This window comes from Moraxella canis (assembly GCF_034424565.1).
Taxonomy (GTDB): Bacteria; Pseudomonadota; Gammaproteobacteria; order Pseudomonadales; family Moraxellaceae; genus Moraxella; species Moraxella canis.
In genome coordinates this window covers 920,477-943,102 of sequence record NZ_CP139961.1, presented here as the reverse complement: position 1 = coordinate 943,102, position 22,626 = coordinate 920,477, and the positions used below count along the sequence as shown (strand labels likewise).

Annotated in this window: 20 protein-coding genes and 2 tRNA genes; 19 read left to right on the top strand and 3 right to left on the bottom strand. The window is 47.3% G+C overall.

Annotated elements, in window-relative coordinates; genetic code table 11:
- Nucleotides 1-227 precede the first annotated feature (227 nt).
- From rsmH to infB, 13 genes are all read left to right on the top strand, one after another.
- Nucleotides 228-1,229, top strand: a complete 1,002-nt coding sequence (gene rsmH, locus U0021_RS04250; RefSeq protein WP_114800666.1) for a 16S rRNA (cytosine(1402)-N(4))-methyltransferase RsmH — start codon at nucleotides 228-230, stop codon at nucleotides 1,227-1,229.
- 30 nt (nucleotides 1,230-1,259) lie between these two features.
- Nucleotides 1,260-1,610, top strand: a complete 351-nt coding sequence (gene ftsL / locus U0021_RS04245) for a cell division protein FtsL (protein WP_114800665.1) — start codon at nucleotides 1,260-1,262, stop codon at nucleotides 1,608-1,610.
- 3 nt (nucleotides 1,611-1,613) lie between these two features.
- The gene (locus U0021_RS04240) at nucleotides 1,614-3,572 is read left to right on the top strand and encodes a peptidoglycan D,D-transpeptidase FtsI family protein (protein ID WP_114800664.1); all 1,959 of its coding nucleotides are present in this window, start codon (nucleotides 1,614-1,616) and stop codon (nucleotides 3,570-3,572) included.
- Nucleotides 3,573-3,607: 35 nt separating this feature from the next.
- Complete coding sequence (locus U0021_RS04235) at nucleotides 3,608-5,170, top strand: UDP-N-acetylmuramoyl-L-alanyl-D-glutamate--2,6-diaminopimelate ligase (RefSeq protein WP_114800663.1); 1,563 nt, start codon at nucleotides 3,608-3,610, stop codon at nucleotides 5,168-5,170.
- 22 nt (nucleotides 5,171-5,192) lie between these two features.
- Nucleotides 5,193-6,677 carry a UDP-N-acetylmuramoyl-tripeptide--D-alanyl-D-alanine ligase gene (locus U0021_RS04230; protein ID WP_114800662.1) on the top strand — a complete coding sequence of 495 codons (1,485 nt, stop codon included), beginning with the start codon at nucleotides 5,193-5,195 and terminating at the stop codon, nucleotides 6,675-6,677.
- A 16-nt stretch (nucleotides 6,678-6,693) separates the two neighbouring features.
- The gene (gene mraY / locus U0021_RS04225; protein WP_114800661.1) at nucleotides 6,694-7,791 is read left to right on the top strand and encodes a phospho-N-acetylmuramoyl-pentapeptide-transferase; all 1,098 of its coding nucleotides are present in this window, start codon (nucleotides 6,694-6,696) and stop codon (nucleotides 7,789-7,791) included.
- Nucleotides 7,792-7,978: 187 nt separating this feature from the next.
- Nucleotides 7,979-8,731 carry a triose-phosphate isomerase gene (gene tpiA / locus U0021_RS04220; protein ID WP_114800660.1) on the top strand — a complete coding sequence of 251 codons (753 nt, stop codon included), beginning with the start codon at nucleotides 7,979-7,981 and terminating at the stop codon, nucleotides 8,729-8,731.
- Nucleotides 8,732-8,770: 39 nt separating this feature from the next.
- Complete coding sequence (secG, locus tag U0021_RS04215) at nucleotides 8,771-9,070, top strand: preprotein translocase subunit SecG (protein ID WP_049237214.1); 300 nt, start codon at nucleotides 8,771-8,773, stop codon at nucleotides 9,068-9,070.
- 55 nt (nucleotides 9,071-9,125) lie between these two features.
- Nucleotides 9,126-9,210: transfer RNA gene (locus tag U0021_RS04210), tRNA-Leu, on the top strand.
- Nucleotides 9,211-9,386: 176 nt separating this feature from the next.
- Nucleotides 9,387-9,463: transfer RNA gene (locus U0021_RS04205), tRNA-Met, on the top strand.
- 254 nt (nucleotides 9,464-9,717) lie between these two features.
- Nucleotides 9,718-10,215 (top strand): ribosome maturation factor RimP, encoded by a 498-nt coding sequence (gene rimP, locus U0021_RS04200; RefSeq protein ID WP_114800659.1) that lies wholly within the window; start codon nucleotides 9,718-9,720, stop codon nucleotides 10,213-10,215.
- A 98-nt stretch (nucleotides 10,216-10,313) separates the two neighbouring features.
- A complete protein-coding gene (nusA, locus tag U0021_RS04195; RefSeq protein ID WP_114800658.1) occupies nucleotides 10,314-11,795 on the top strand; it encodes a transcription termination factor NusA in 1,482 nt (493 codons plus the stop codon).
- A 156-nt stretch (nucleotides 11,796-11,951) separates the two neighbouring features.
- Complete coding sequence (gene infB / locus U0021_RS04190) at nucleotides 11,952-14,690, top strand: translation initiation factor IF-2 (protein ID WP_114800657.1); 2,739 nt, start codon at nucleotides 11,952-11,954, stop codon at nucleotides 14,688-14,690.
- A gap of 234 nt (nucleotides 14,691-14,924) precedes the next feature.
- Here the strand turns inward: infB and U0021_RS04185 are convergent, their stop codons facing one another.
- Both U0021_RS04185 and U0021_RS04180 read right to left on the bottom strand, forming a co-directional pair.
- Entirely contained in the window at nucleotides 14,925-15,422 is a 498-nt protein-coding gene (locus tag U0021_RS04185; protein WP_227538714.1) for a YsnF/AvaK domain-containing protein, read from the bottom strand.
- 133 nt (nucleotides 15,423-15,555) lie between these two features.
- A complete protein-coding gene (locus U0021_RS04180) occupies nucleotides 15,556-16,404 on the bottom strand; it encodes a DUF2382 domain-containing protein (protein WP_205276545.1) in 849 nt (282 codons plus the stop codon).
- Between the two features lie 477 nt (nucleotides 16,405-16,881).
- Between U0021_RS04180 and U0021_RS04175 the strand changes: the two genes are divergently transcribed.
- From U0021_RS04175 to pnp, 4 genes are all read left to right on the top strand, one after another.
- A complete protein-coding gene (locus U0021_RS04175; RefSeq protein ID WP_114800655.1) occupies nucleotides 16,882-17,289 on the top strand; it encodes a ribosome-binding factor A in 408 nt (135 codons plus the stop codon).
- Nucleotides 17,289-18,221, top strand: a complete 933-nt coding sequence (truB, locus tag U0021_RS04170) for a tRNA pseudouridine(55) synthase TruB (RefSeq protein ID WP_114800654.1) — start codon at nucleotides 17,289-17,291, stop codon at nucleotides 18,219-18,221. The genes U0021_RS04175 and truB overlap by 1 nt, the downstream gene beginning before the upstream one ends.
- 217 nt (nucleotides 18,222-18,438) lie before the next feature.
- Nucleotides 18,439-18,705, top strand: coding sequence for a 30S ribosomal protein S15 (rpsO, locus tag U0021_RS04165; RefSeq protein WP_049237758.1), 267 nt, complete (start codon nucleotides 18,439-18,441; stop codon nucleotides 18,703-18,705).
- A gap of 202 nt (nucleotides 18,706-18,907) precedes the next feature.
- Complete coding sequence (pnp, locus tag U0021_RS04160; RefSeq protein ID WP_227538715.1) at nucleotides 18,908-21,004, top strand: polyribonucleotide nucleotidyltransferase; 2,097 nt, start codon at nucleotides 18,908-18,910, stop codon at nucleotides 21,002-21,004.
- A 103-nt stretch (nucleotides 21,005-21,107) separates the two neighbouring features.
- On the opposite strand, the gene rlmH is transcribed toward pnp, so the two are convergent.
- Nucleotides 21,108-21,590 (bottom strand): 23S rRNA (pseudouridine(1915)-N(3))-methyltransferase RlmH, encoded by a 483-nt coding sequence (rlmH, locus tag U0021_RS04155; protein ID WP_114800669.1) that lies wholly within the window; start codon nucleotides 21,588-21,590, stop codon nucleotides 21,108-21,110.
- 142 nt (nucleotides 21,591-21,732) lie between these two features.
- On the opposite strand from rlmH, the gene U0021_RS04150 reads away from it, so the two are divergent.
- Together U0021_RS04150 and U0021_RS04145 are read left to right on the top strand one after the other, a co-directional pair.
- Entirely contained in the window at nucleotides 21,733-22,206 is a 474-nt protein-coding gene (locus U0021_RS04150) for an RDD family protein (protein ID WP_227538713.1), read from the top strand.
- Nucleotides 22,206-22,625 carry a YraN family protein gene (locus tag U0021_RS04145; protein WP_227538712.1) on the top strand — a complete coding sequence of 140 codons (420 nt, stop codon included), beginning with the start codon at nucleotides 22,206-22,208 and terminating at the stop codon, nucleotides 22,623-22,625. Before U0021_RS04150 ends, U0021_RS04145 begins: the two co-directional genes overlap by 1 nt.
- Nucleotide 22,626: the final 1 nt, after the last annotated feature.

The window sequence follows — 22,626 nt, the reverse complement described above, 5'->3', positions numbered from 1 at the left end:
AGACGGTGGTGTCAAGCTTCATGGAATTGTCAAAAATATCGTCAAATCGGCGAGATATGCAACAAAAGCACACAAAAAACCTTGACAAACTTCCCAAAAGCCTTTGATTTACTGCTAAAATAGTAAGGTTATGTTCCCATCTGATGATATTTTGTTCGGTGACCAGATATCATGAGCAAATATTCTGATACAGTCATCATTTTTGCTAAATAACCACAGTGAGCGCCATGTCAAACACCCCTTCCACTTCTGCTGAATTTAGCCATACGACAGTTTTGTTACATGAAACGGTTGCGATGGTGCTTGGCGTCAAACGGTTGGAGGATTTGACTGCAAAAGTTTCAGGCGTGTATGTGGACGCAACGTTTGGGCGCGGTGGGCACAGTCGGCTTTTGCTTGAATATTTGGCACCTGAAGCTACCTTAGTGGTCTTTGATAAAGACCCGCAGGCGATCGCTGCCGCTGAAGCTTTGGCAGCTCAAGATGCGCGCGTCAAAGTCGTGCATGACAGCTTTGCTAATTTAACAAACAATCTGCAGGCGCTCGGTATCGATCAGGTCGATGGTCTGATGGCGGATTTGGGCGTCTCAAGCCCGCAGCTGGACGATGGCGCGCGCGGATTTAGCTTCATGCGGGATGGCGCGGTGGATATGCGCATGGATACCACGCGAGGTGAGCCGGTATCTGAGTGGCTACAGCGTGTCTCGGCAGATGAGCTGGCTGATGTGTTATATCAATATGGCGAGGAGCGACATTCACGAAAAATCGCTCGGGCGATCAAAGCGATGGAAAGTTATACGTCCACGCTACAATTGGCAGAAGTCATCAAACAGGCGCACCCTGCATGGCAAAAAGGCAAACATCCTGCCACCCAAAGTTTTCAAGCGATGCGCATTTTTATTAATAATGAGCTTGGGGATGTGGAAGCGTTTTTGGCGCAAAGCATCGGTGTGCTAAAATCAGGCGGCATGCTTGCGGTGATCAGTTTTCATTCGCTTGAAGATCGTTTGATTAAGCAGTTTTTGCAGCGCCACAGCCGTGGGCAGTATGAAGAAGACGCACATCTGCCGATCATCCCCAAGCGTCCAAAATATTTTGGTAAGCCAAAGCGCGTCGGACCCAGCGATCAGGAAGTCAAAGCTAACCCAAGAGCTCGCAGCGCTTGGCTGCGTGGCGCTGAGCGTAGTGATGTCGCTTTGGCACAAGACAAAGCACAAGACGAAGATTGATACATTTTATTTTGACAGGCGGCGATTTTCATGAGCAACACTCCTTTGATGACAACACTCAACTCAAGCATGACTTGGGTTTTGCGTTTGGTGTTGGCGGTTTTGGTTGTGATGATTTTTGCAACCGCTTTGGGTATCGTCACCCAGACCCAAGAGCGACATGAAACCTACATTGAATTACAAAAACGCAGTCGTGAATTAAACGAGCTAAAAATTGAAGAGCAAAGGCTGATGATTGAGCAGCAGACCTTCAGTGCCACGCCGCAAGTCGCTCAGCGCGCCGTCAGTGAGCTTGGGATGTTTTTTCCGACCAATGAAAGCCGCCGCGTCATCACACCAGGCACTAAGCCTGACTCTGAGCCAAGCCAAGATAGCGAGTAAAGCATGACCAAACAAAGAAAAAACCCAAAAACTGGCTCAGCGACGGTGACAGCTCCTTTACGCCGTCCAAAGACTTCTGCCAAGACTTTTGGGATTTTGACCAAAAAACGCATCAAAAAATCTGGCGCTAATTTGGCTGGCGGCAAGCAGGATGCTTGGCGATATTTGATCATTTGGGGGCTGATGCTGTGCATCTTTGTGGCGATTTTTGCGCGCGCATTTTATTTGCAGATCATCAATCCGCAGTTTTTTATTGATAAAGGCGATGAGCTGATCACAGGTAAACGCACCGAGCCTGCCTATCGCGGCGTGATCACAGATCGCGAGGGTGCGCCTTTGGCTGCCAACGCCCCACTGTATACGGTCTTTTTTGATCCTTATGCCTATGCTGAGGAATACTATCGCTTAGACAATGAGATCAAAACCACCAAAAGCGACGCCGTCAAACAAAAAGCGCTTGAAAAGCTCAAAGAAATGGACTTGGTCAGACTGGCAGCAGCGGCAAATTATCCGCTTGAAAAACTCGAAGCAGCCGTCGGCATCGATCATACACTTGATACGTCTAACAGCCAAAAAGTCAAAGACGCTTTACCAAAAGGCGCAAGCTCACGCCGCTTGGTGCTGTTAAACCGTGTCTCACCCGAAGTCGCCAAGTCTGTCACGGATTTGGGACTGTTCGCCATCGGTCGTGAGCAGTATTTTCAGCGCTATTATTTACAAGCCGAGCCGAACGCACAGCTTTTGGGCTATATGGCTCAGTCAAGTGATAAATCTCAAGGCGGCTATATTGGGCGCGCAGGCATCGAGGCCAAATATAATGAGCGCTTGGCAGGTAAAGATGGCGTGGTGCGGATTTTGCGCGGTACTGGCAGGCAGCCAATTCAAGAGATTGAGCAAATCGAACCGCTCATCGAAGGCGAAAACATTCGCCTAACGATTGACTCGCGCTTACAATATGTGCTTTATAAAGAGCTTGAGCAGGTTGGGCGCTTGCAGTCGGCGCGTTCAAGCTCAGGCATGGTGGTGGATGTCAAGACAGGCGAAGTGCTGGCGATGGGATCATGGCCATCGTTTAATTCTAATAATCTGTCCGAACGCGATGGTGCTAACGAAAGAAACCGTCCTGTGCTTGATGTGTTTGAGCCAGGCTCGGTGATGAAGCCGTTCACGGTGGCAGCCGCGCTTGAATCGGGCAAATACACCACCAATTCTGTCATCGATACCAGTCCAGGCAGCGTGTCGGTGGGTGGATATACGATCCGCGACGGTGGTAATTATGGCGCCATCACGCTAGATAAGCTGATCCAAAAATCCAGTAACGTCGCCTCAACAAAAATTGCGTTAAATCTACCGACTGACGCCATCGCTAATACACAGCTTAAATTTGGCTTTGGTAGTAAGACGGCACTGGATTTCCCTGCTGAGGCATCAGGACGCGTTGGGATTCCAAAAGAGCGCGAGCTGTCACGCCGTGCGACACTCAGCTATGGCTATGGTCAGCAAGTCACATTGGCGCAGCTGACCCAAGCATATGCAGCGCTTGGCAATCGGGGGCTGATGCAGCCATTAAAACTTGTCAAAGATCAAGAAGTGCCTGAGCCCACCCAGGTCATTAGCTCAGGTCATGCTGAATCCATCGTGCGTATGATGGAGCTGGTGACAGGGCCGGGCGGCACAGGTCAGGCTGCTGCCATCAATGGCTACCGCGTCGCGGGCAAAACGGGTACCAGCCGCCGCACCAATCCCCAAGGTGGCTATTATACCGATCAGCATCGCACGATCTTTGTGGGCTTGGCGCCTGCGTCAGATCCGCGCTTTGCGGTGGCGATCTTGGTTGAAGATCCGCGCCGCCAGTCTTATGCCGGCCAAGTGTCGGCACCGGTATTCCACCAAGTGATGAAAGAGGCGCTGCGCTTATATAATGTGCCTTATGATAAGCCGTTACGGGTTTCGGCGCCCTAGTTTGACCGACCCATTTAGCTGATTGAGGATATGTGATGACGCCAATAAGTTTTCGTGAAGTGATCCAAAAAGCGGTTACTACTCCCCATACCGTGACGGCGGCACTGGGTTTGCCGGCGCTTGAGTCGTTATTTGCGCCGATTTTGGAGTACCAATTTGACCAATTTTGTTTGGACAGTCGTAAGATTGGTGCAGATGATGGGTTTATACTTTTAAAAAGTAGCAGCCAAGATGCTCAAGCAGCCTTAAGCAACGCCAATCGTTATCTGTTGTCGGTCAAAGACAGCGCCGCATTTGTTATCAGTGAGCTTGATTTGGGTGTCCTGGATTTGGAGGGCGTTCAAATACCTGTCATCAGTGTGCCAAATATTCGCACCTGTTTGGGTGACCTGATCGCCGCACGCCTTCAGCTGCATCATGCGGTAGCATTGCCAAAAGTCATCGCGGTGACAGGCACCAACGGCAAAACCACGGTCAGTCAGCTGATCGCACAGCTTTGCCAAGCATCCGGGATTGACTCTGCTGTCATGGGGACAGCAGGTAATGGGCGGTTGGGGCAGTTGGTGCAGTCCGCTAATACCACAGGCGATGTGTTATTGGTGCATCACTTTATCCATCAAATGGCGCAAGAAGGCGTGCAGATGGTTGCGCTTGAGGCAAGCTCACATGGGCTTGATCAGTATCGCTTACAAGGCGTGCCAATCATTGGCGCCATCTATACCAATTTATCCCGAGATCATTTGGATTATCATCCTGATATGGCATCGTATCGCGAAGCCAAAGCCAAGCTGTTTGATCAATCATTATTCCCGACGCTGCGATTTGGGGTGGTGAATTTGGATGATGAGACTGCTTTATTCGATTATGATGCTGTGGATTTTCAGCTGATTGGGTATAGCCAACAAAAGCCGAGTGCTGATTTTTATGCCAAGGCGGTACGACCGAGCCTTGAGGGTGTTGAGATTGAGGTGCAAACGCCCCAAGGTCAGATGAGCGTCATGAGCCCTTTGCTTGGGCTGTTTAATGTGGATAATTTGCTTGCCAGTATGGCAGCATTTGCCGCTTTAAATCCTGAAAAGCTCGCCGATTTACCAACTTTGATCACCAAGCTACAAGGCGCAAGAGGGCGTATGCAGCGTGCGCCATCTCAGACAGGCTCTTTTATTGTTGATTATGCGCACACGCCCGATGCGCTCAAGCAAGTCTTATCAAGCCTGCGCCGCCACTGCACAGGTCGGCTGATTGCGGTCTTTGGGTGCGGCGGTGATCGCGATCGAGGCAAGCGTCCGCAGATGACCCAAGCAGGTTTGGCGTATGCAGACCAAGTGATTTTGACCGCCGATAATCCGCGTTCTGAATCGCCATCTGCCATCTTAGCAGATATGCAAAAAGGGCTATCATGTGAGGATCATTACAAGATCATCATCGAGCCTGATCGAAAAAGCGCCATCGAATTGGCAGTCAAAACCGCAGGCGAGACTGACATCGTGGTGATCGCAGGTAAGGGGCATGAAACTTATCAAGAAATCCAAGGCGTGCGCCACGATTTCGACGATTTGGCAGTATTGGGCGAGTTTTTACAAAAATATCAAAAATAACAGTCATTAAAAAGGCAAGAACATGACAAATCCAAGTGCGTATCTGTGGCGCCAAGACACCCTAAAACAAGCCACGCAAGGACAATGGCACCATGCTGATGGCGCCAAGATTTGCGCCAGTCGTATCGTGACTGACACACGCCAAATCCAAGCCGGTGATGTGTTTTTGGCGATCAAAGGTGAGCGATTTGATGCGCATGATTTTATCCAAAGTGCGCATCAGCAAGGGGCGTCTGCGGCGATTGTTGAGCGCATTGTTGACTGTGATATGCCGCAGCTGTTGGTGGCAGATACCAAGCTTGCTTTGGGGGATTTGGGCAGATTTCGTCGAGAGGCGCACCCTGATTTGACGGTAGTTGCCTTGACCGGCTCTAGTGGTAAGACGACGACTAAAGAGATGATTGGGTCTATTTTGGGTCAGATTGCGCCCACGCTCATGACGCGCGGTAATTTAAATAACGATCTTGGCGTGCCGATGATGCTGCTTGAGCTGACCGATGAACATCGGTTTGCGGTATTGGAGCTTGGGGCAAATCATCTGGGTGAGATTGCCTATACTGCGTCGATGGTGCGTCCTGATGTGGCGCTGATATTGAACATCGGTACCGCACATCTGGGCGAATTTGGCGGTCGGGCTAATATTGCGCGTGCCAAATCGGAGATTTATTCAGCGCTGACAAATCAAGGCGTGGCAATTTTACCGTTTTCAGATGAATTTTATCCAGAGCTGTTAAACGAAGCGTCTCAATTTACAGAGCTGCAGTTGTCATTTGGTGAGCGCACTGTGCCCATTGAGCAAGCAGGACTTGAGCTAGCGGATCAAACGATGCTTGAAGCCGAGGGTGTCAGCTCTGTGCTCATGATGGGGGATTTATTTGCTGATGATATCGAAACTTTTGCCACTCATAGCACATTTAGCCTAAATACCAATATTGACATTGACCAAATCGACAGCTTGCCTGTGCATCTACCATTTATTGGCGAGCATAATGTGGCTAATGCTTTGGCGGCGGCTGCGGCGACTTTTGCTCTGGGTGTACCACTTGAGCAAATTGTCACAGGGCTTGAGCGTGCGACACCGCCAAAGGGTCGCTTGACGCGTCTGTCCGTGGATGGGCACAGCGTTATTGATGACACTTATAATGCCAATCCCACATCGATGCTTGTTGCAGCAAAAGTGCTCGAAGCTGAATTGGGCACCAAGATACTGGTGCTCGGCGATATTTTTGAACTGGGCGACGCGGCAGATGATGAGCATGCCAAACTGGGGCATCAGCTGGCTTTACTTGAGATTGATCATGTATTGACTTTGGGTAATCACATGGCGCACACCACCGCAGCCATCAATGAACAAAAGCCGATTGCCAAGCATTATACAGATAAGCCAAGTCTTTTGAATGATTTGCGTCAGCTATTATCAGGTGGTTCTGTCACCATGTTATTCAAAGGGTCTCGCGGTATGGCAATGGAGAGCCTGATCGCTGATTTGACCGCTTCTAACCATTGAAACTTAAGGATACTTCATGTTGTATTGGCTATTGCAGCAAACAGACATTGCCATTGGTTCATTGACCTTGCGTGCACTGCTTGCGGTGATCACATCACTGCTCATTGTCATTATTGGCGGTAAGCCTGTGATCAATTATCTGCGTACCTTAAAATACGGTCAAGCCGTGCGTGATGATGGACCAAAAACCCATCTTGCCAAACAAGGCACGCCTACGATGGGCGGTGTGCTGATCTTGGCGGCAATTGGTATCTCAACGCTGGCATGGGCAGATTTGAGTAATCCTTATGTTTGGATTTTGATGGTGGTGATGGTCATTTTTGGTGCCGTCGGCTGGACAGATGATTGGCTAAAAATCAAGCACAAAAACCCCCAAGGACTGATTGCGCGCAAAAAATATTTTTGGCTGTCGGTCGGTTCGCTGTTTGCTGGCTGTTCGATGTATTATATCGCCACACAGCAAGATGCTGCCACCATGATCGCCATGCAAGACATGCTGATCCCACTGTTTAAAGACATTGTCATTCCATTTTCGGCGATTCCACTGGGTTTGGGATTTATCATTGCGACTTATTTTGTCTTAGCAGGCTCATCCAATGCGGTGAATCTGACCGATGGCTTAGATGGATTGGTGATTTTGCCTGTGGTTTTGGTGGCGGCAGGCTTGGGCGTTTTTGCTTATATTTCTGGCTCGCCAAATTTCGCCGACTACATGCACGTGCCTTATATTGCTTATAATGCTGAAGTTACCATCGTCTGTGCTGCGATGATTGGTGCAGGCTTGGGCTTTCTTTGGTATAACGCGGCACCGGCAGATGTTTTTATGGGCGATGTGGGTGCGCTGAGTCTTGGGGGTATGCTTGGTACCATTGCTGTGATGACTCGCCAAGAGCTGGCATTTGCGATCATGGGCGGTATCTTTGTCGCTGAAGCGGTATCGGTAATTTTGCAGGTGGGCTCTTATCGTTTACGCAAAAAACGCATCTTTTTGATGGCGCCTTTACATCATCATTTTGAAGAACTTGGACTCAAAGAAACCAAAGTGGTGGCGCGCTTTTATATTGTGTGCATCATTTTGGTGGTGCTTGGACTGATGACCCTAAAACTACGCTGATTTGCCATCAATCACCGATGAACTGTGCCCCTTTTGAGTCGGTGTATTAGGTGATTTTGGTGGTATTGAGTTTATAAAATTTTAAAAATTCTTAGGGAAATTGATTAAGTTGGGCTATAATAGTAGGTTCGTTTGGGTATATTTGCTCATCGACTGTCTTATTTAAAGTGTTATAAGGATAACAACTATGAATGTACAAAGATGCGTCATCGGCAATTGGAAATTAAACCCAGCAACCAAGTCAGAAGCGCATGAACTGGCGCAGGGCTTGAGCGGCATAGCCTGTGATGCGGTCATGGTAGGCTGTGCACCGAGTTTTGCTCATCTATCGACCGTCTCAGGGGTGCTGGCGGGCACGCCGATCTGGGTGGGTGCTCAAGATATTTGCGCGCATACCCAAAGCATAGGGGCTTATACTGGTGATGTGTCTGCTGAGCAGCTGACTGATCTGGGCGCAGGCTTTGTCATCATTGGGCATTCTGAGCGCCGCAGCTATTATCGTGAAGACAATGCCTTATTGGCTGAAAAAATGAAGCAAGCCTTTGGTGCGGATTTGAGCGTTGTGTTTTGTATTGGTGAAACCAAAGAGCAATACCAAGCCAATCAGACCTTATCGGTACTTGATGATCAATTATCAGTATTGCAAGCCATTCATGCGCCGCGCGGTAAGCTGATCATTGCTTATGAACCAGTTTGGGCGATTGGCACAGGTCTTACGCCGACTGTCCAAGAAGTCATCACAACCCACAGGCACATCAAGTCAGTCTTAGCATCGTATCATCTTGAGGGCGTGAGTGTGCTTTATGGCGGGTCTGTGAATGAGCAAAATGCTGCTGAATTTGCTCAAGCTGAAGGTGTTGATGGAGCATTGGTCGGCGGTGCTTCTTTGAAAGTGGATACTTTTACACAGATCATTGCTGCATTTGAGTCAGCCTCATAGTTTGTTTTACTTCTTGCATACCACACGATTGAGAAATTTATGCTTACAGTTCTTTTAGCCATTCATATTATTGTTGCCATTGTCATGGTGGGTTTTATCTTGATTCAACATGGTAAAGGTGCCGATGCAGGTGCATCTTTTGGCTCAGGTGCAGCAGGCACAGTCTTTGGCGCAGCAGGGTCGGCGAACTTTTTGACACGCACAACCGCAGTGCTTGCGACGATTTTTTTTATTACCAGTCTGGCACTGGCTCACTTTGCCCAAAAACAAGCCGAAGATCAGCTGCGCTTAGATGTGCCAGCCGTGGTGAGCGAAGCACCGCCCACCCCTGCTAATTAAGCAATGATTTTGCTTGCACTTGGCAGGTTTTTTGGGTAGAATACACCAACATTTTGCGATCGTGGTGGAATTGGTAGACACGCTATCTTGAGGGGGTAGTGCTTCACGGCGTGAGGGTTCAAGTCCCTCCGATCGCACCAAATTTTAAATCTCCAGCTGAAGTCTTTGGAGATTTTTTATTTTTATCAATAGCCAAAACTACCGATAAACATAACTGATTCATAGTGTTGCTCGGCAACCAGATTACTCAGATAAAAATTTTCAAAAAACGCTTGACATTACCCAGATAATCTATATAATAAGCATTCTAAATTGATGCGGGGTGGAGCAGTCTGGTAGCTCGTCGGGCTCATAACCCGAAGGTCGTTGGTTCAAATCCAGCCCCCGCTACCACTTTTTAAAATCCTAAGCGTTGCCTGATGGTAATCTTAGGTAGCTTAATTCTTTAGATTAAGCTGTCGGCTGGTATTATGATTGCCCACCAACCTTGTGTTATGTGGGCTTTTTTGTATTTAAAACAAATTCATCACCGAAATAACGCTTCTTGCTCATTATGGGTTATACTATGTTATGACGGCGCTTTATTGGACTGTTGTGATGAGTGACCGCCGTTTTGTAAACATCATTTTAGGAATTATCATTCAATCATGAAACCATCAAGCAAAATTGCTGAGCTGACCGAATTGATTGCCCCTGCGGTAGCTGCCTGCGGTGTCGATTTATGGGGTATTGAGTTTATGCCTCAAGGTCGCAAATCATTACTGCGTATTTATATTGAATCACTGCCTGAAAATCGAGCGGCAGGCGAGCATGTGACCATCGAGGATTGTTCAGCGGTCAATCATCAGGTTTCTGGTGTGCTCGATGTTCACGATCCGATCGCTGGCGAATATGTCCTAGAAGTATCAAGCCCAGGTTTTGACCGTCCTTTATTTACGCGTGAGCAGGTGGCAGAGTATGTTGGCGAGACGATCAATTTGCGTCTGATCCACGCCATTGGCAGCGGCGATACGAAGCGCCGTAAAGTGGTGGGTCGCTTGATGAATGTGGGTGAAGATACTATGACAGTTGTCACCGAAGATAAGCTTGAATTTGACATTGCTTTTGATAGCGTGGATAAAGCGCATTTGGTGTACGAAGACTGATGTATTTGGTCTAATGCCTGCCGATGAGATTGCATGACTGAGCGATGCAATCATTGCATAAAAATTAATCAATATCAATTAACCCAAAGGATCTACAGATGAGTCGTGAAATTTTGACTGTGGTTGAGACCGTCAGTAACGAAAAAGGGCTAAATCCTGAAGATATTTTTGAGGCGATTGAGCAAGCGCTTGTCGTCTCAACCAAGAAAAAAGTCTATACCGAGCAGCCTGAAGTTGCCATCCGCGTACACATTGATCGTAAAACGGGCGACTATGACACGTTTCGTTATTGGACAGTGGTTGCTGATGAAGATCATGAGATGCCGGCGTGTCAGCTTGCGATCAGCGATTTGGACGAAAATGAATGGCAAATTGGCGATATCAAAGAAGAGCAGATCGAATCGATTGAATTTGGTCGTATCGCCGCCACGCAAGCCAAGCAGGTGATCATCCAAAAAATTCGTGAAGCCGAAAGAGCTTTGGTGGCTGATGCGTTTGAGTCGCGTATTGGCGAGCTGGTGACTGGTGAAGTCAAAAAACAAAGCCGTGATGCTTACATTGTGGATTTGGGTGAAGGCGGCGAAGGTTATTTGGCAAAAGATCAGACATTGCCACGTGAGACATTGCGTGTCAAAAGCCGAGTTTCTGCCATCTTATATCAAGTCAATCGCGATGGTCGTAGTCCTCAGCTGATGCTTTCACGCACTAATAATGAGATGCTGATTGCCTTGATGAACAAAGAAGTTCCAGAAATCAGCGAGCAGATCATTGAGATTCGTGATGTGGCTCGCTTGCCTGGTCTGCGCGCTAAAATCTCAGTAAAAACCAATGACCACCGTATCGATCCTGTGGGTGCGTGTATTGGTATGCGTGGTACACGTATTCAAGCAGTACAGCAAGAGCTAGATGGTGAGCGCATTGATGTCATCGTCTGGAATGAAGATCCGGCGCAATATATCATCAGTGCGCTTGAGCCTGCTGATGTGAGCGGTCTTGTGCTTGATGAAGATGCCAAAACAGCTGAAGTGATTTTTGCGACCAATGATCAATTAGCACGTGCTATTGGTTCTCAAGGTCAAAATGTTCGCTTGGCTTCTGAACTGACTGGCTATAAGCTGAACATGATTTTGGAATCTGAATACAGCGAGCGCCAAGCTTCTGAAAACCAAGCAGTGATTGACCTGTTTTATGAGCGCTTGGAGCTTGATCGCGATTTGGCGGAAGTGTTGGCGGAAGTGGGTTTTGCTGACATCGAAACCGTGGCATACGCACCAGTAGAAGAGTTCTATGACATTGATGGCTTGGATGATGAAACCATCGCCGCCATCCAAGAGCGTGCCAAAGAAGTGATCATCAGTGATGAGATTGCCAAACAGCAAAATATCAAAGAACCAAGCGCAGAGCTTTTGGCTTTAGAAGACATGACGCCAGCGATTGCTTATAAATTGGCTGAGCGCGATATCATTACGCTGGATGATTTGGCAGAGCAAGCCATTTTTGATATCGAAGATATCGAGGGCTTGGATAGCCAAAGCGCTGGTAAATTCATTATGGCAGCGCGCCAATCATGGTTCGAGTAATCATGGGCGCAGCAGTCGTAGGCGCACAGCAATGAGCGTGCAGCCATTAAAATAATTTTGCCAAGCCTAAAGGTTTGGCAGACAATACACAAAGTGGGCAATGTTTGGCAGCGATGCCAAGCCCACTTGCCAAACCAAAACAACTAGGTGATATGAATGGCAAAAACAGTTAAACAACTTGCACAAATTTCAAACACAACAACCGAAACCATCCTAAAACAGCTTGCCGATGCCGGTCTACCAAGTCGCAATGAAGACGATCTTGTCACCGATACCGAGCAAGATAAATTAGTGGCTTTTTTAAAGCAAAGCCACGGCGAGCAACCAAAATCTCGCATCAGCCTAAAATCTAAAACCACTTCAACTGCTCAAGTCACAGGAACGTCAGGCAAGGCAAAAACGGTCAATGTCGTGCGCACTAAAAAAGTGGTCTACGAAAAACCAGATCCTGCTAAGATTGAAGCAGAAATCGCCGCTCAAGCTAAGGCTGCCGAAGAAGCACGCCTAAAAGCCGCCGAAGAAAAACAAGCCGCCGAGCGTAGCAAGCAAGAAGCCGCCGAGCGTCAAGCAGCAACTTTGGCTGCGATGCGTGCAAGCAGTGAGCCTGCAAAAAATAGTGAAGCTAACGCCACAGTCGTCGTCAAAAAGGTGAAAAAGCCAGAAGGGGTCAAGCCTGCTGACAAAGTAGAAAAAACTGAGAAGAAAAAGACCGTCAAGCCAGTTAAGCAAGAATCTGCCGCTGATAAAAAAGCGCGCGAAGCACGTGAGGCTGAAGAAGAGCGTTTGCGTCAAATGGAGGCAGAAACGCGCCGTAAGGCTGCTGAAGAAGCCCAAAAACGCACGCTAGAGCAGATGAAACAAATGGCATCTCGCTATAGCGAGACTGATGATGGTACTACTGCCGCCATTGTTCGCACCAAAGATGATGCGCCGCTGGCTGATGGCTTGGTGGGCGCCGCTCTTGAAGAATCATTTGAAAAAGAGCGCCGCGAAATCAAGCGAGGCGCGGCAGGTACTGCTGGCAGAGGCGCCAAAAAAGGTCGCAAAGGTCAGCAAGAAGAGCGTGAAATCAAAACTCGCTCAAAAGGTTTGAAATCGTCTCAAGCCAATAAGCATAAGTTTGAGATGCCTGTTGAAAAAATTGTCCATAATGTCGAGGTAGGCGAGAGTATCGTTTTATCTGATTTGGCTCAAAAAATGGCAGTCAAAGTGCGTGAAGTCATCAAATCATTGATGAAAATGGGCGAGATGGTACGTGAGTCTGACACCATCGATCAGATGACCGCCGCACTGGTGATTGAGGAGTTTGGACATAATTTCATTCCAGTCAGCGACACGCAGCTTGAAGATGACTTACAAGTGGCGGTTGATGAAAAGTCAGGCAATGTTCAGACGCGCCCACCAGTTGTGACCATTATGGGTCACGTTGACCATGGTAAGACGTCGCTATTGGATAAAATTCGTGCCACCAAGGTTGCCAGCGGTGAAGCGGGCGGCATTACGCAGCATATCGGTGCGTATCATGTCACTACAGACCGCGGCGTCATTACTTTCTTGGATACGCCAGGTCACGCCGCCTTTACTGCCATGCGTTCGCGCGGTGCACAGGCGACAGATATCGTGGTGCTTGTCGTTGCGGCAGATGATGGCATGATGCCACAAACTGAAGAAGCCATCGACCATGCGCGTGCGGCAGGTACACCCCTGATTGTTGCGATTAACAAGATGGATAAAGACACCGCCGACCCTGACCGTGTGATCAATGAGCTATCAGTCAAAGAAGTGATCCCAGAAGAGTGGGGCGGCGATACACCTATGGTCAAAGTCTCTGCCAAATCAGGTATGGGCATTGATGAGCTCTTAGAAGTCATCAGCATCCAAGCTGAGCTGATGGAGCTTGAAGCGCCCGTTGATGGTGCGGCTCAAGGTGTGGTCATCGAGTCACGCTTGGATAAAGGGCGTGGTGCTGTGGCAAGCTTGTTGGTCAAGCGCGGTACGCTCAATCAAGGCGACCTTGTTTTGGCAGGCGAATACTACGGTAAAGTTCGCGCCATGACTGATGAAAATGGTCAGCGCATCAAGACCGCTGGTCCTTCGATTCCTGTTGAGATTTTGGGTCTGCCAGAAGCGCCTGCAGCGGGCAGCGAGTTTTTGGTGGTATCTGATGAGAAAAAAGCGCGTGAAGTTGCTGATTTTCGTGCTGCGCGTGAGCGTGAGCGTGTGCTTGAGCGCCAAAACAAAATGCGCCTAGATACCTTGTTTGAGAGCATGGGCAGTGCAGAGGCAGCGACTTTAAATATTATCCTAAAAACGGACGTCCGCGGCTCTTTAGAGGCGCTGTTAAATGCCCTAGATGAGTTATCGACAGATGAAGTCAAAGTGCGTGTCATCAGCTCAGGTGTCGGCGCGATCACCGAATCTGATGTGATCTTGGCAGAATCAAGTGAAGCGGTGCTGCTTGGTTTCAACGTCCGCGCTGATACTGCAGGTAAGCGTAAGGCTGATGAAGCTGGCTTAGACATTCGCTACTACAGCGTTATCTATGGACTCATTGATGATGTCAAGGCGGCGATGAGCGGTATGCTTGCGCCAGAGCATCGTGAACAGATCTTGGGTATTGCTGAGGTGCGCGATGTGTTCCGCTCAAGTAAGTTTGGTGCGGCGGCAGGCTGTATGGTTCAAGAAGGCACAATTTATCGCAACAAGCCAATCCGTGTCTTGCGTGACGATAAAGTTATCTTCACTGGCCATCTTCAATCCTTGCGCCGCTATAAAGACGATGTCAATGAAGTCAAAGCAGGCATGGAGTGTGGTCTTGCGGTCAAAGGCTACGAAGTTGCTGTCGGCGATAAGATTGAAGTCTTTGAAATCCATGAAGTTAAGCGTGAGCTATAATAATCACTGGTCAGCCAACACAACCTTAGCAGGGTCGGCTGATCAGCGGATCGTTCATTAATGCTTAAGCAATAAAAAAGATTGGTAGAAATGGCCAATCTTTTTTATTTTAGAGTTATGATTTGGGGTTTAATTAAATTTACTCATTGACCAAAGAAACTGTCAGCCATACAGATTGATCGCCTTCATCAAATAAAACAGATTGATCGCCTTCATCAGATAAAAGCTCGCTAATTAGTGATTGGCTTGATCAGTGGTATTGATGCTTTGCTTAAGCATGTCTTCACCTTCTTGAACATCAAGCACTTCTTTTTGAAGTTCCACACTAAAGATTTGCTCTCGACTGATGGTTTGGGTATCCAGGCGAATTTCTTCAATCGCATGAGCGGTTTTGGTGACTGTCGCCGTCTCACAAGATAGCATGATCTCTATCGGTGTTTGGGGTGTCAAAGTGTGCACTTGACCATTGATGGTGATTTGGACGTGCTCGCCTTTTGTGTGATCGATGATACTCACCAGATCATCTGCCGTCATCTCATCAAGTTTGGGCGGTGGATCATCTTGCTGATAGGTGATGACAAGATGCTCTTCGGTCAGTGTGATGGGAATGTCGACGGTACGCGTTTTAACTTGCTTGGATAAAACGACTTTCCCTGTATTCACTCGCTCTTTATGCACCTGTGCGCGCTCTTCTAAGAGCTCGAGCATTTGATCATTGTTTTGTGGATTCACGGATTGCCTCCTTGGAGTTATCGATTTTAGACCTTTTATTTTATGATGGCTTAATTAAGCATTTAAAAAAGTCAGAGTGAATACTCTGACTTTTTGGTTTTGACTGCTGGGTTAATAAGTCAAAGCGTGATCATCACAGTCCGCGAGCGCGGCGTACTTCATCAGCAGTGATACCTTCATAATTGACCACATTGCCATCTCTATCAACCACATTACCCAAGTCATCCACATTAAGCTCTTCGCGCTGAATGGTCTCCAAGATGGTCTCAGTGCGAGTCTCGGCAGTCTTGCCCAAAGTCACTTCTTCGGTGACATAAGTTTGTTTGCTCACATTCGCACGCTCTGCTTCTAACTCAACGCTGATGGTGTCTGCGCCTGTATCATTGATACGGCGGTCGGTCGGACGATCTACAGCCGTGCGCTCAATATGTGCGTGCTCTTCTTCTAAGTCCACTTCCACACGGCGCTCTTCGGTCACGACATGTTTGCCAAGGCTTACAATACCTGCCACAATGCGATCTTTATTAACTGTCAAGCGCTCTTCTAAAAGCTCAAGGGTATTTGGTGCATTATAGTGGCTTTCATCTAGGTCAAGACGGCTTTCTGCTGGCAAGGTGTCAGCGGTATAAAAAGCGCGATCTTTGTTGTACTGCTCATCATAAGAGTAGCTGTAATCACGGTCGTATGGCTCCATGGCTTCGACTTGCTCTTTGGTGAGACTGTCAAAATACACTTCATCACCCACGATGCGCGATAAGCCAGCTGGTACAAGCACTTCTTTTGAGAAGAACCAACCCCCTGCATTTACGACCAAATAGCGAATTTTGCCAGTATCGACTTCAACCAAGGCGTCTTCGACATTGCCGAGTTTTTCTTGATTGATGCCATAAGCGGTCTTGCCGATTGGATTGTAATAATCTTGACCCAAAACATCACGATTGGTCGTTTCAATGTCGTATAATCTTACTAATTTACTCATAATATTTTCCTTCCCTTAATTTACTCTTGTTTTGACATCAGTGTGATTCTTAAGTGATGTCTTGATCAGATGCAGCCGACTTCATGACTGACCGCATGTTGGCTTTGGATCGCTAGCTTAACAAGATTCATTTTAAGTTTGCATAGCACCTTAGCCATGAATTTAGTATGCAGAAATTTCGGCAGTTATACTAAGCGTTTTTTGTCAAGAATGATTGTAGTTCGATAAAACATTTCCCAACCAAGGTAAATCAATGTAAGTTTGAGTAAGTTTCATAATTGCTTAGACAATTATGTTGTGATGATGTTAATGACAGCCGAGTGCAGTCAAGATTCTGAATCAAAAGCTCATACAAGCCAATATGAATCATTGGTTTCATGGACGAAATAAGCTATACTAACGCCATTTACAGTAGGTTGGGAAACTGTCAGATCGACTGTTTGATAAAAGTCATTATTAAGAAAAATTAAGAGTATATTTATGAACCAAAGATTACAACGTCTTGCCGATCAGATTCAGCGCACTGTGGCGACTTTGATTCGTGATGAGATCAATGATCCGCGTTTGACGGGTTTTGTGACCATCTCAAGCGTGAAAGTCAGTCCAGATCTGGGCTATGCAGATATTTATGTGACGATTTTGGAGCCAAGTCAAGACGGTGGCATGAACCGTGAAGCGCACCAAGAAAGCCTAAAAGTACTTAATAGCGCAGCGGGTTTTTTGCGTACTGAGCTTGCACGCACCATGAAAACACGCACCACACCGCGTTTAAGATTTCATTATGACGAAGTCACCGCGTATGGCAATCATATGATGAATTTGGTAGGGCAAGCCATGCAAAAAACCCAAGAAAGTGAAAAAAACTATCTTGATGATGGCGATGAATGATGGGTCAGCCCAGTCAAAAGACGGTGGTTTCAGGCATTTTATTGCTGGATAAACCCGCTGATATCAGCTCACATAGCGCTTTGGCAAAAGCTAAGTATCTGTATAAATCCGATCTTCACGATTCCAAAAAGGCAGGTCATACAGGCACGCTAGATCCGATGGCGACTGGGCTTTTACCGATTTGTTTTGGTGATGCCACCAAGTTTGCGCAATACGGCTTGGACGCTGACAAAGGTTATACTGCGCTCATTCGGTTGGGCGCCAAGACGGATACAGGTGATCGTCAGGGATTGACCATCAAGACTGCTGCGATCTTAAGCTTTGATCAGTCAAGGCTTGATGAGATCGCCAACACCTTAACAGGTGAGCAAATGCAAGTACCGCCCATGTATTCTGCCCTAAAAAAAGACGGCAAAAAACTATATGAATACGCCCGTGAAGGCATAGATGTAGAGCGCGCCGCCAGACCCATTGTCATACGCCAACTGACGCTCACAAAACTAGATGATGAAACGGTCGAATTGTCGGTGATTTGCTCAAAAGGCACTTATGTGCGGGTGTTGGGCGAGAGCATCGCAGAGCAGTTGGGCACACTTGGATACCTGATTAGCCTAAGACGCACCGCCACAGGTGGTTTTGATGTGACTGCTGCGGTGAGCCTTGATCGCCTAAGCGAGCTATCTTTGTCCGAAAAAATCGATCGGCTACTGCCTGTGGATGCTTTGATGGCGCATGTGCCGATTTTAAGCGTTGATGATTGTGAGGCCGAGCGGCTAAAATTAGGGCAGAGGCTTAATGTCAAAGACCGTATTGACAGCTTGCCTCAGTTTATTGATACGCTGCTTGTGCGACTGTATGCAGAGCAAACGTTTATTGGACTGGCAGAAGTGTCCACAAGCGGACGACTGCAGCCCAAAAAATTGGTGGCATGATTGATGAAGTTTTAAACTTACTGAAGCCCTTAAACCAAACCCGCCGGCACTCCACACTGACGGGTTTTTTGTGAAAAATAATAAAAATCGGTAAAACAGCTGACAGTTGTCCAAAAAACTGTTATAATTTGCCATTAAACGCCAAAAAGGCATAGGTAAGCTTTAGCAATGCAATGCTTGCCTGAATATCTCTGCATTGCTTATTGAGGAATCCGTTATGTTGACTAACAAAGATCGTGAAGAAATCATCGCAAAATATCAGCGCGGTGAGAACGACACTGGTAGCCCAGAAGTTCAAGTTGCTTTATTGACTGCACGTATCAATGATTTGCAAGATCATTTCAAAGCACACAAAGCTGACCATCACAGCCGCCGTGGCTTGATCCGCATGGTTAACCAACGCCGTAAATTGCTAGACTACCTAAAAGGTAAAGACTTGAATCGTTACACTGATTTGATCGGTTCATTGGGTCTGCGTCGTTAATTCGCTTTTAGCGTTGGGTTGATTAACCTGTGTACGATACCGAAAACGGCGTGCTTTTGCGTGCCGTTTTTTATTCATTGTTTCATGATTTGAATCATCAAGCGCATTCGGCATGAATTTAGAACTCTAAGGCATGACATGACACGATGTTATGCCTTAGGGCTTTAGATTATGCCAATCAATGCCTATCATATAAAAGGATATATTTATGTTTAATACCATTCGTCAAGAATTTCAATACGGCAACCAACAAGTTGTCCTAGAAACCGGTCGTATCGCTCGCCAAGCCAATAGCGTACTTGTGCATATGGGTGGCGTGTCTGTTTTGGTGGCAGTGGTGGTACGCCCCGAAGCCGTTGCCGGTCAAAACTTTTTCCCTTTGACAGTGAATTATCAAGAAAAAATGTACGCTTCTGGTAAGATTCCAGGTGGCTATGGCAAGCGCGAAGGTCGTGCATCAGAGTTTGAGACACTGACTTCTCGCTTGATTGATCGCCCGATCCGCCCCCTATTCCCAGAAGGGTATTATAATGAAATCCAAGTGACTGCCACGGTCATTTCATCGGATAAATCTCAAGATGCTGACATTGCTGCGATGATCGGTGCGTCAGCAGCATTGGCGATCTCACCTGCGCCATTTAATGGTCCTATCGGCGCTGCTCGCGTTGGTTTTATTAATGGTGAGTATGTCCTAAACCCAACCTTGGCAGAGATGAAGCAAAGCGACTTGGATTTGGTGGTTGCAGGCACGCAGTCTGCGGTGTTGATGGTTGAGTCAGAAGCGCGTGAGCTATCCGAAGATCAAATGCTTGGCGCGGTGCTTTATGGACATGGTCAGCAGCAAGTGGTGATTGATAATATCAATGCCTTCGCCCAAGCGGTAGGCAATGCCAAGCAAGAATTTGTTGCGCCTGCCATTGATGAAGCGCTCAATGAGGCTTTGAAAGCTCAGTTTACTGATAAGGTCAGTGAGGCTTATACCATCACTGTCAAACAAGATCGCTATACTCGTTTGGATGAGATCAAAAATGAAGCCCTAGAAGCGCTGGTAGGTGAGCCTGAGAGCGAAAATTATGAAGAAAAAGCAGCAAGCGTTAAAGAATTGTTTGAAGAGCTAAAATATCGTACCGTGCGTGATAATATTCTATCAGGTAAGCCGCGTATCGATGGTCGTGACTTGGAGACAGTGCGCGCGCTAGATATTCAAGTGGGCGTGTTGCCTTATACGCATGGCTCGGCATTGTTTACCCGCGGCGAAACCCAAGCTTTGGTTGTGACCACTTTGGGTACGACACGTGATGTGAATTTGGTAGATACCTTGGCAGGCACCAAGCAAGATCACTTTATGCTGCATTATAATTTCCCGCATTATTCCGTCGGCGAAACAGGTCGTGAAGGTGCGCCAAAACGCCGCGAAATCGGTCATGGTCGTTTGGCACGCCGCGGTGTCCAAGCCATGCTGCCAGCTGCCGAGCGCTTCCCATATACCATTCGTGTGGTCTCTGAAATCACCGAATCGAATGGCTCATCATCAATGGCATCTGTCTGTGGTGCATCATTGTCATTGATGGATGCAGGCGTGCCTCTAAAAGCGCCAGTGGCAGGCATCGCGATGGGCTTGGTCAAAGAAGGCGAGCGCTTTGCTGTGTTATCGGACATCTTGGGTGATGAAGATCATTTGGGCGATATGGACTTTAAAGTGGCTGGTACCACCGAAGGCATCACCGCACTTCAAATGGACATCAAAATCGAAGGCATCACTGCCGACATCATGGAGCAAGCCCTTAAACAAGCGCATGCAGGACGCATTCATATCCTAAATGCCATGAATGAAGTGATTGCCTCAAGCCGCACTGAGATCAATGCGCATGCGCCTAATTATGCAACGGTCAATATCAACCCTGAAAAGATCCGTGATGTGATCGGTAAAGGCGGTGCAACCATCCGTCAGCTAACCGAAGATACTGGCGCGACCATCGATATCGATGATAATGGCACAGTGCGCATCTTTGGTATGGATAAAGCCTCAACACGCGCCGCTATCGCACAAATCGAAGCGATCACTGCCGAAGTTGAAGTGGGTGCAGTGTATGAAGGTACAGTTGCGCGCATCGTTGATTTTGGTGCTTTTGTGACCATCTTGCCAGGCACAGACGGCTTGGTGCACATCAGTCAGATCTCTGATGAGCGCGTCGAAAATGTTGGTGATTATCTCAAAGAAGGTCAATCTGTCAAAGTTCAGGTTCAAGACATTGACAACCGTGGTCGTATCAAATTGACCATGAAAGGCGTTGAATAAACAGCCTTAGTGTCACATCACCTTAAAAACCGCTCCATTGAGAGCGGTTTTTTTTTGATTTTAATCACAGATAGGGACATTGCCAAGCAAGATTTGAATGGCTTTAGCCACCGCGATGATAAGGATGGTTATTAATAATACTCATCGCACGGTACAGCTGCTCCATGACGATCACGCGCACTAAAGGATGCGGCAAGGTCAGCTCAGATAGCGACCATTTAAAATCTGCCGCTTGCAATATCTCAGATGAGACGCCATCAGCACCACCAATCACCAAAGCGATATCCACGCCTTCTTGCATGGCGACATCAAGCTTATCACTCAGGCGCTCGGTGGAGAGCATTTTGCCTTTCACCTCAAGCAGCCATAAAAGCTCTTTTGGGTGCTTGGCGTTTAAAATGGTCATCGCTTCGGCAGATTTATATTTTTCAATCTCGGCAGGCGATGGATTTTTGCTGCGCTTAGCAGGTGGCAGCTCCACCATCTCAACGCTCATCATTGGCTGAATGCGCTTAAAATATTCCTCAAATCCCGTCTGTACCCACTGGGGCATCTTATGCCCAACGCTTAAAATTCGTAATTTCATAAGAGTCTCATGCTGATTTGGTGTCATTTTACCCAAAATCTGCCAAAAATTCACCGTAAAATCACATAACTTATGGCGAAAATCTCAAAACTTTGTTATGCTAGAATTATTTTATTTAGGCATACAGGCATTTGAAACTATGATGGCAAACACTCACTCTTTAGCGCACGACCCACGCCATGACGACTCAGAGTTTGAGTATGCAGGATTTTGGATAAGATTTGCGGCATATGTTGTCGATAGCCTTATTTGTATGGTGGTACTGGTGCCTTATTGGTTTTACACCTATGGGCAAATGATGGATATGCCCGTTGATCAGATACAGCCTTATACCGCTTGGGATCTGATCGTGTCATTGGTGATGCTTGCAATCTTTATTTGGTTTTGGGTCAAAAAAGGCGCAACGCCAGGCAAAATGCTTTTTGGGCTGCAGATTCGTGATGCCAAAACAGGACAATTCATCACCGTGCCAAAAGCGCTACTGCGTTATTTGATTGGCTATACCATTTCAGGACTTGTTTTTGGCTTGGGCTATATTTGGATTGCTTTTGATAAAAATAAGCAAGGCTGGCATGATAAAATCGCCAACACTGTTGTGGTCAAGCGCATCCGCTGATGGATGAGGTGCTGTCCAAAACTGCCAAGCGTAGGCAAGGCGATGCTTTTGAAAAACTGGCTGCAGCACTCATTTCAAAAGCAGGATTAAAAATCGTTCAGACGAATTTTAATGTCCCTGGTATTGGTGAGATTGATATCATTGCTAGGGCGACTCTGCAATCGAATGTGTCGCATTCTAAAAGTGCTGCGCCAAAGTTCTGTACGGTGTTTGTTGAGGTGCGTAGCCGAACAAGTTCTGTGTATGGCACAGCGCTTGAGAGTATCACTCCAAAAAAGCAGGCAAAACTCTACCGAACCGCTGAGCAGTTTTTGAGGGATCATCCTGAGTATGCCGACGATGAGTATCGTTTTGATGTGATTGTGTTTGATTTGATGGATGATTTGGTTTGTCATGAATGGCTAACCGATGCCTTTTGAT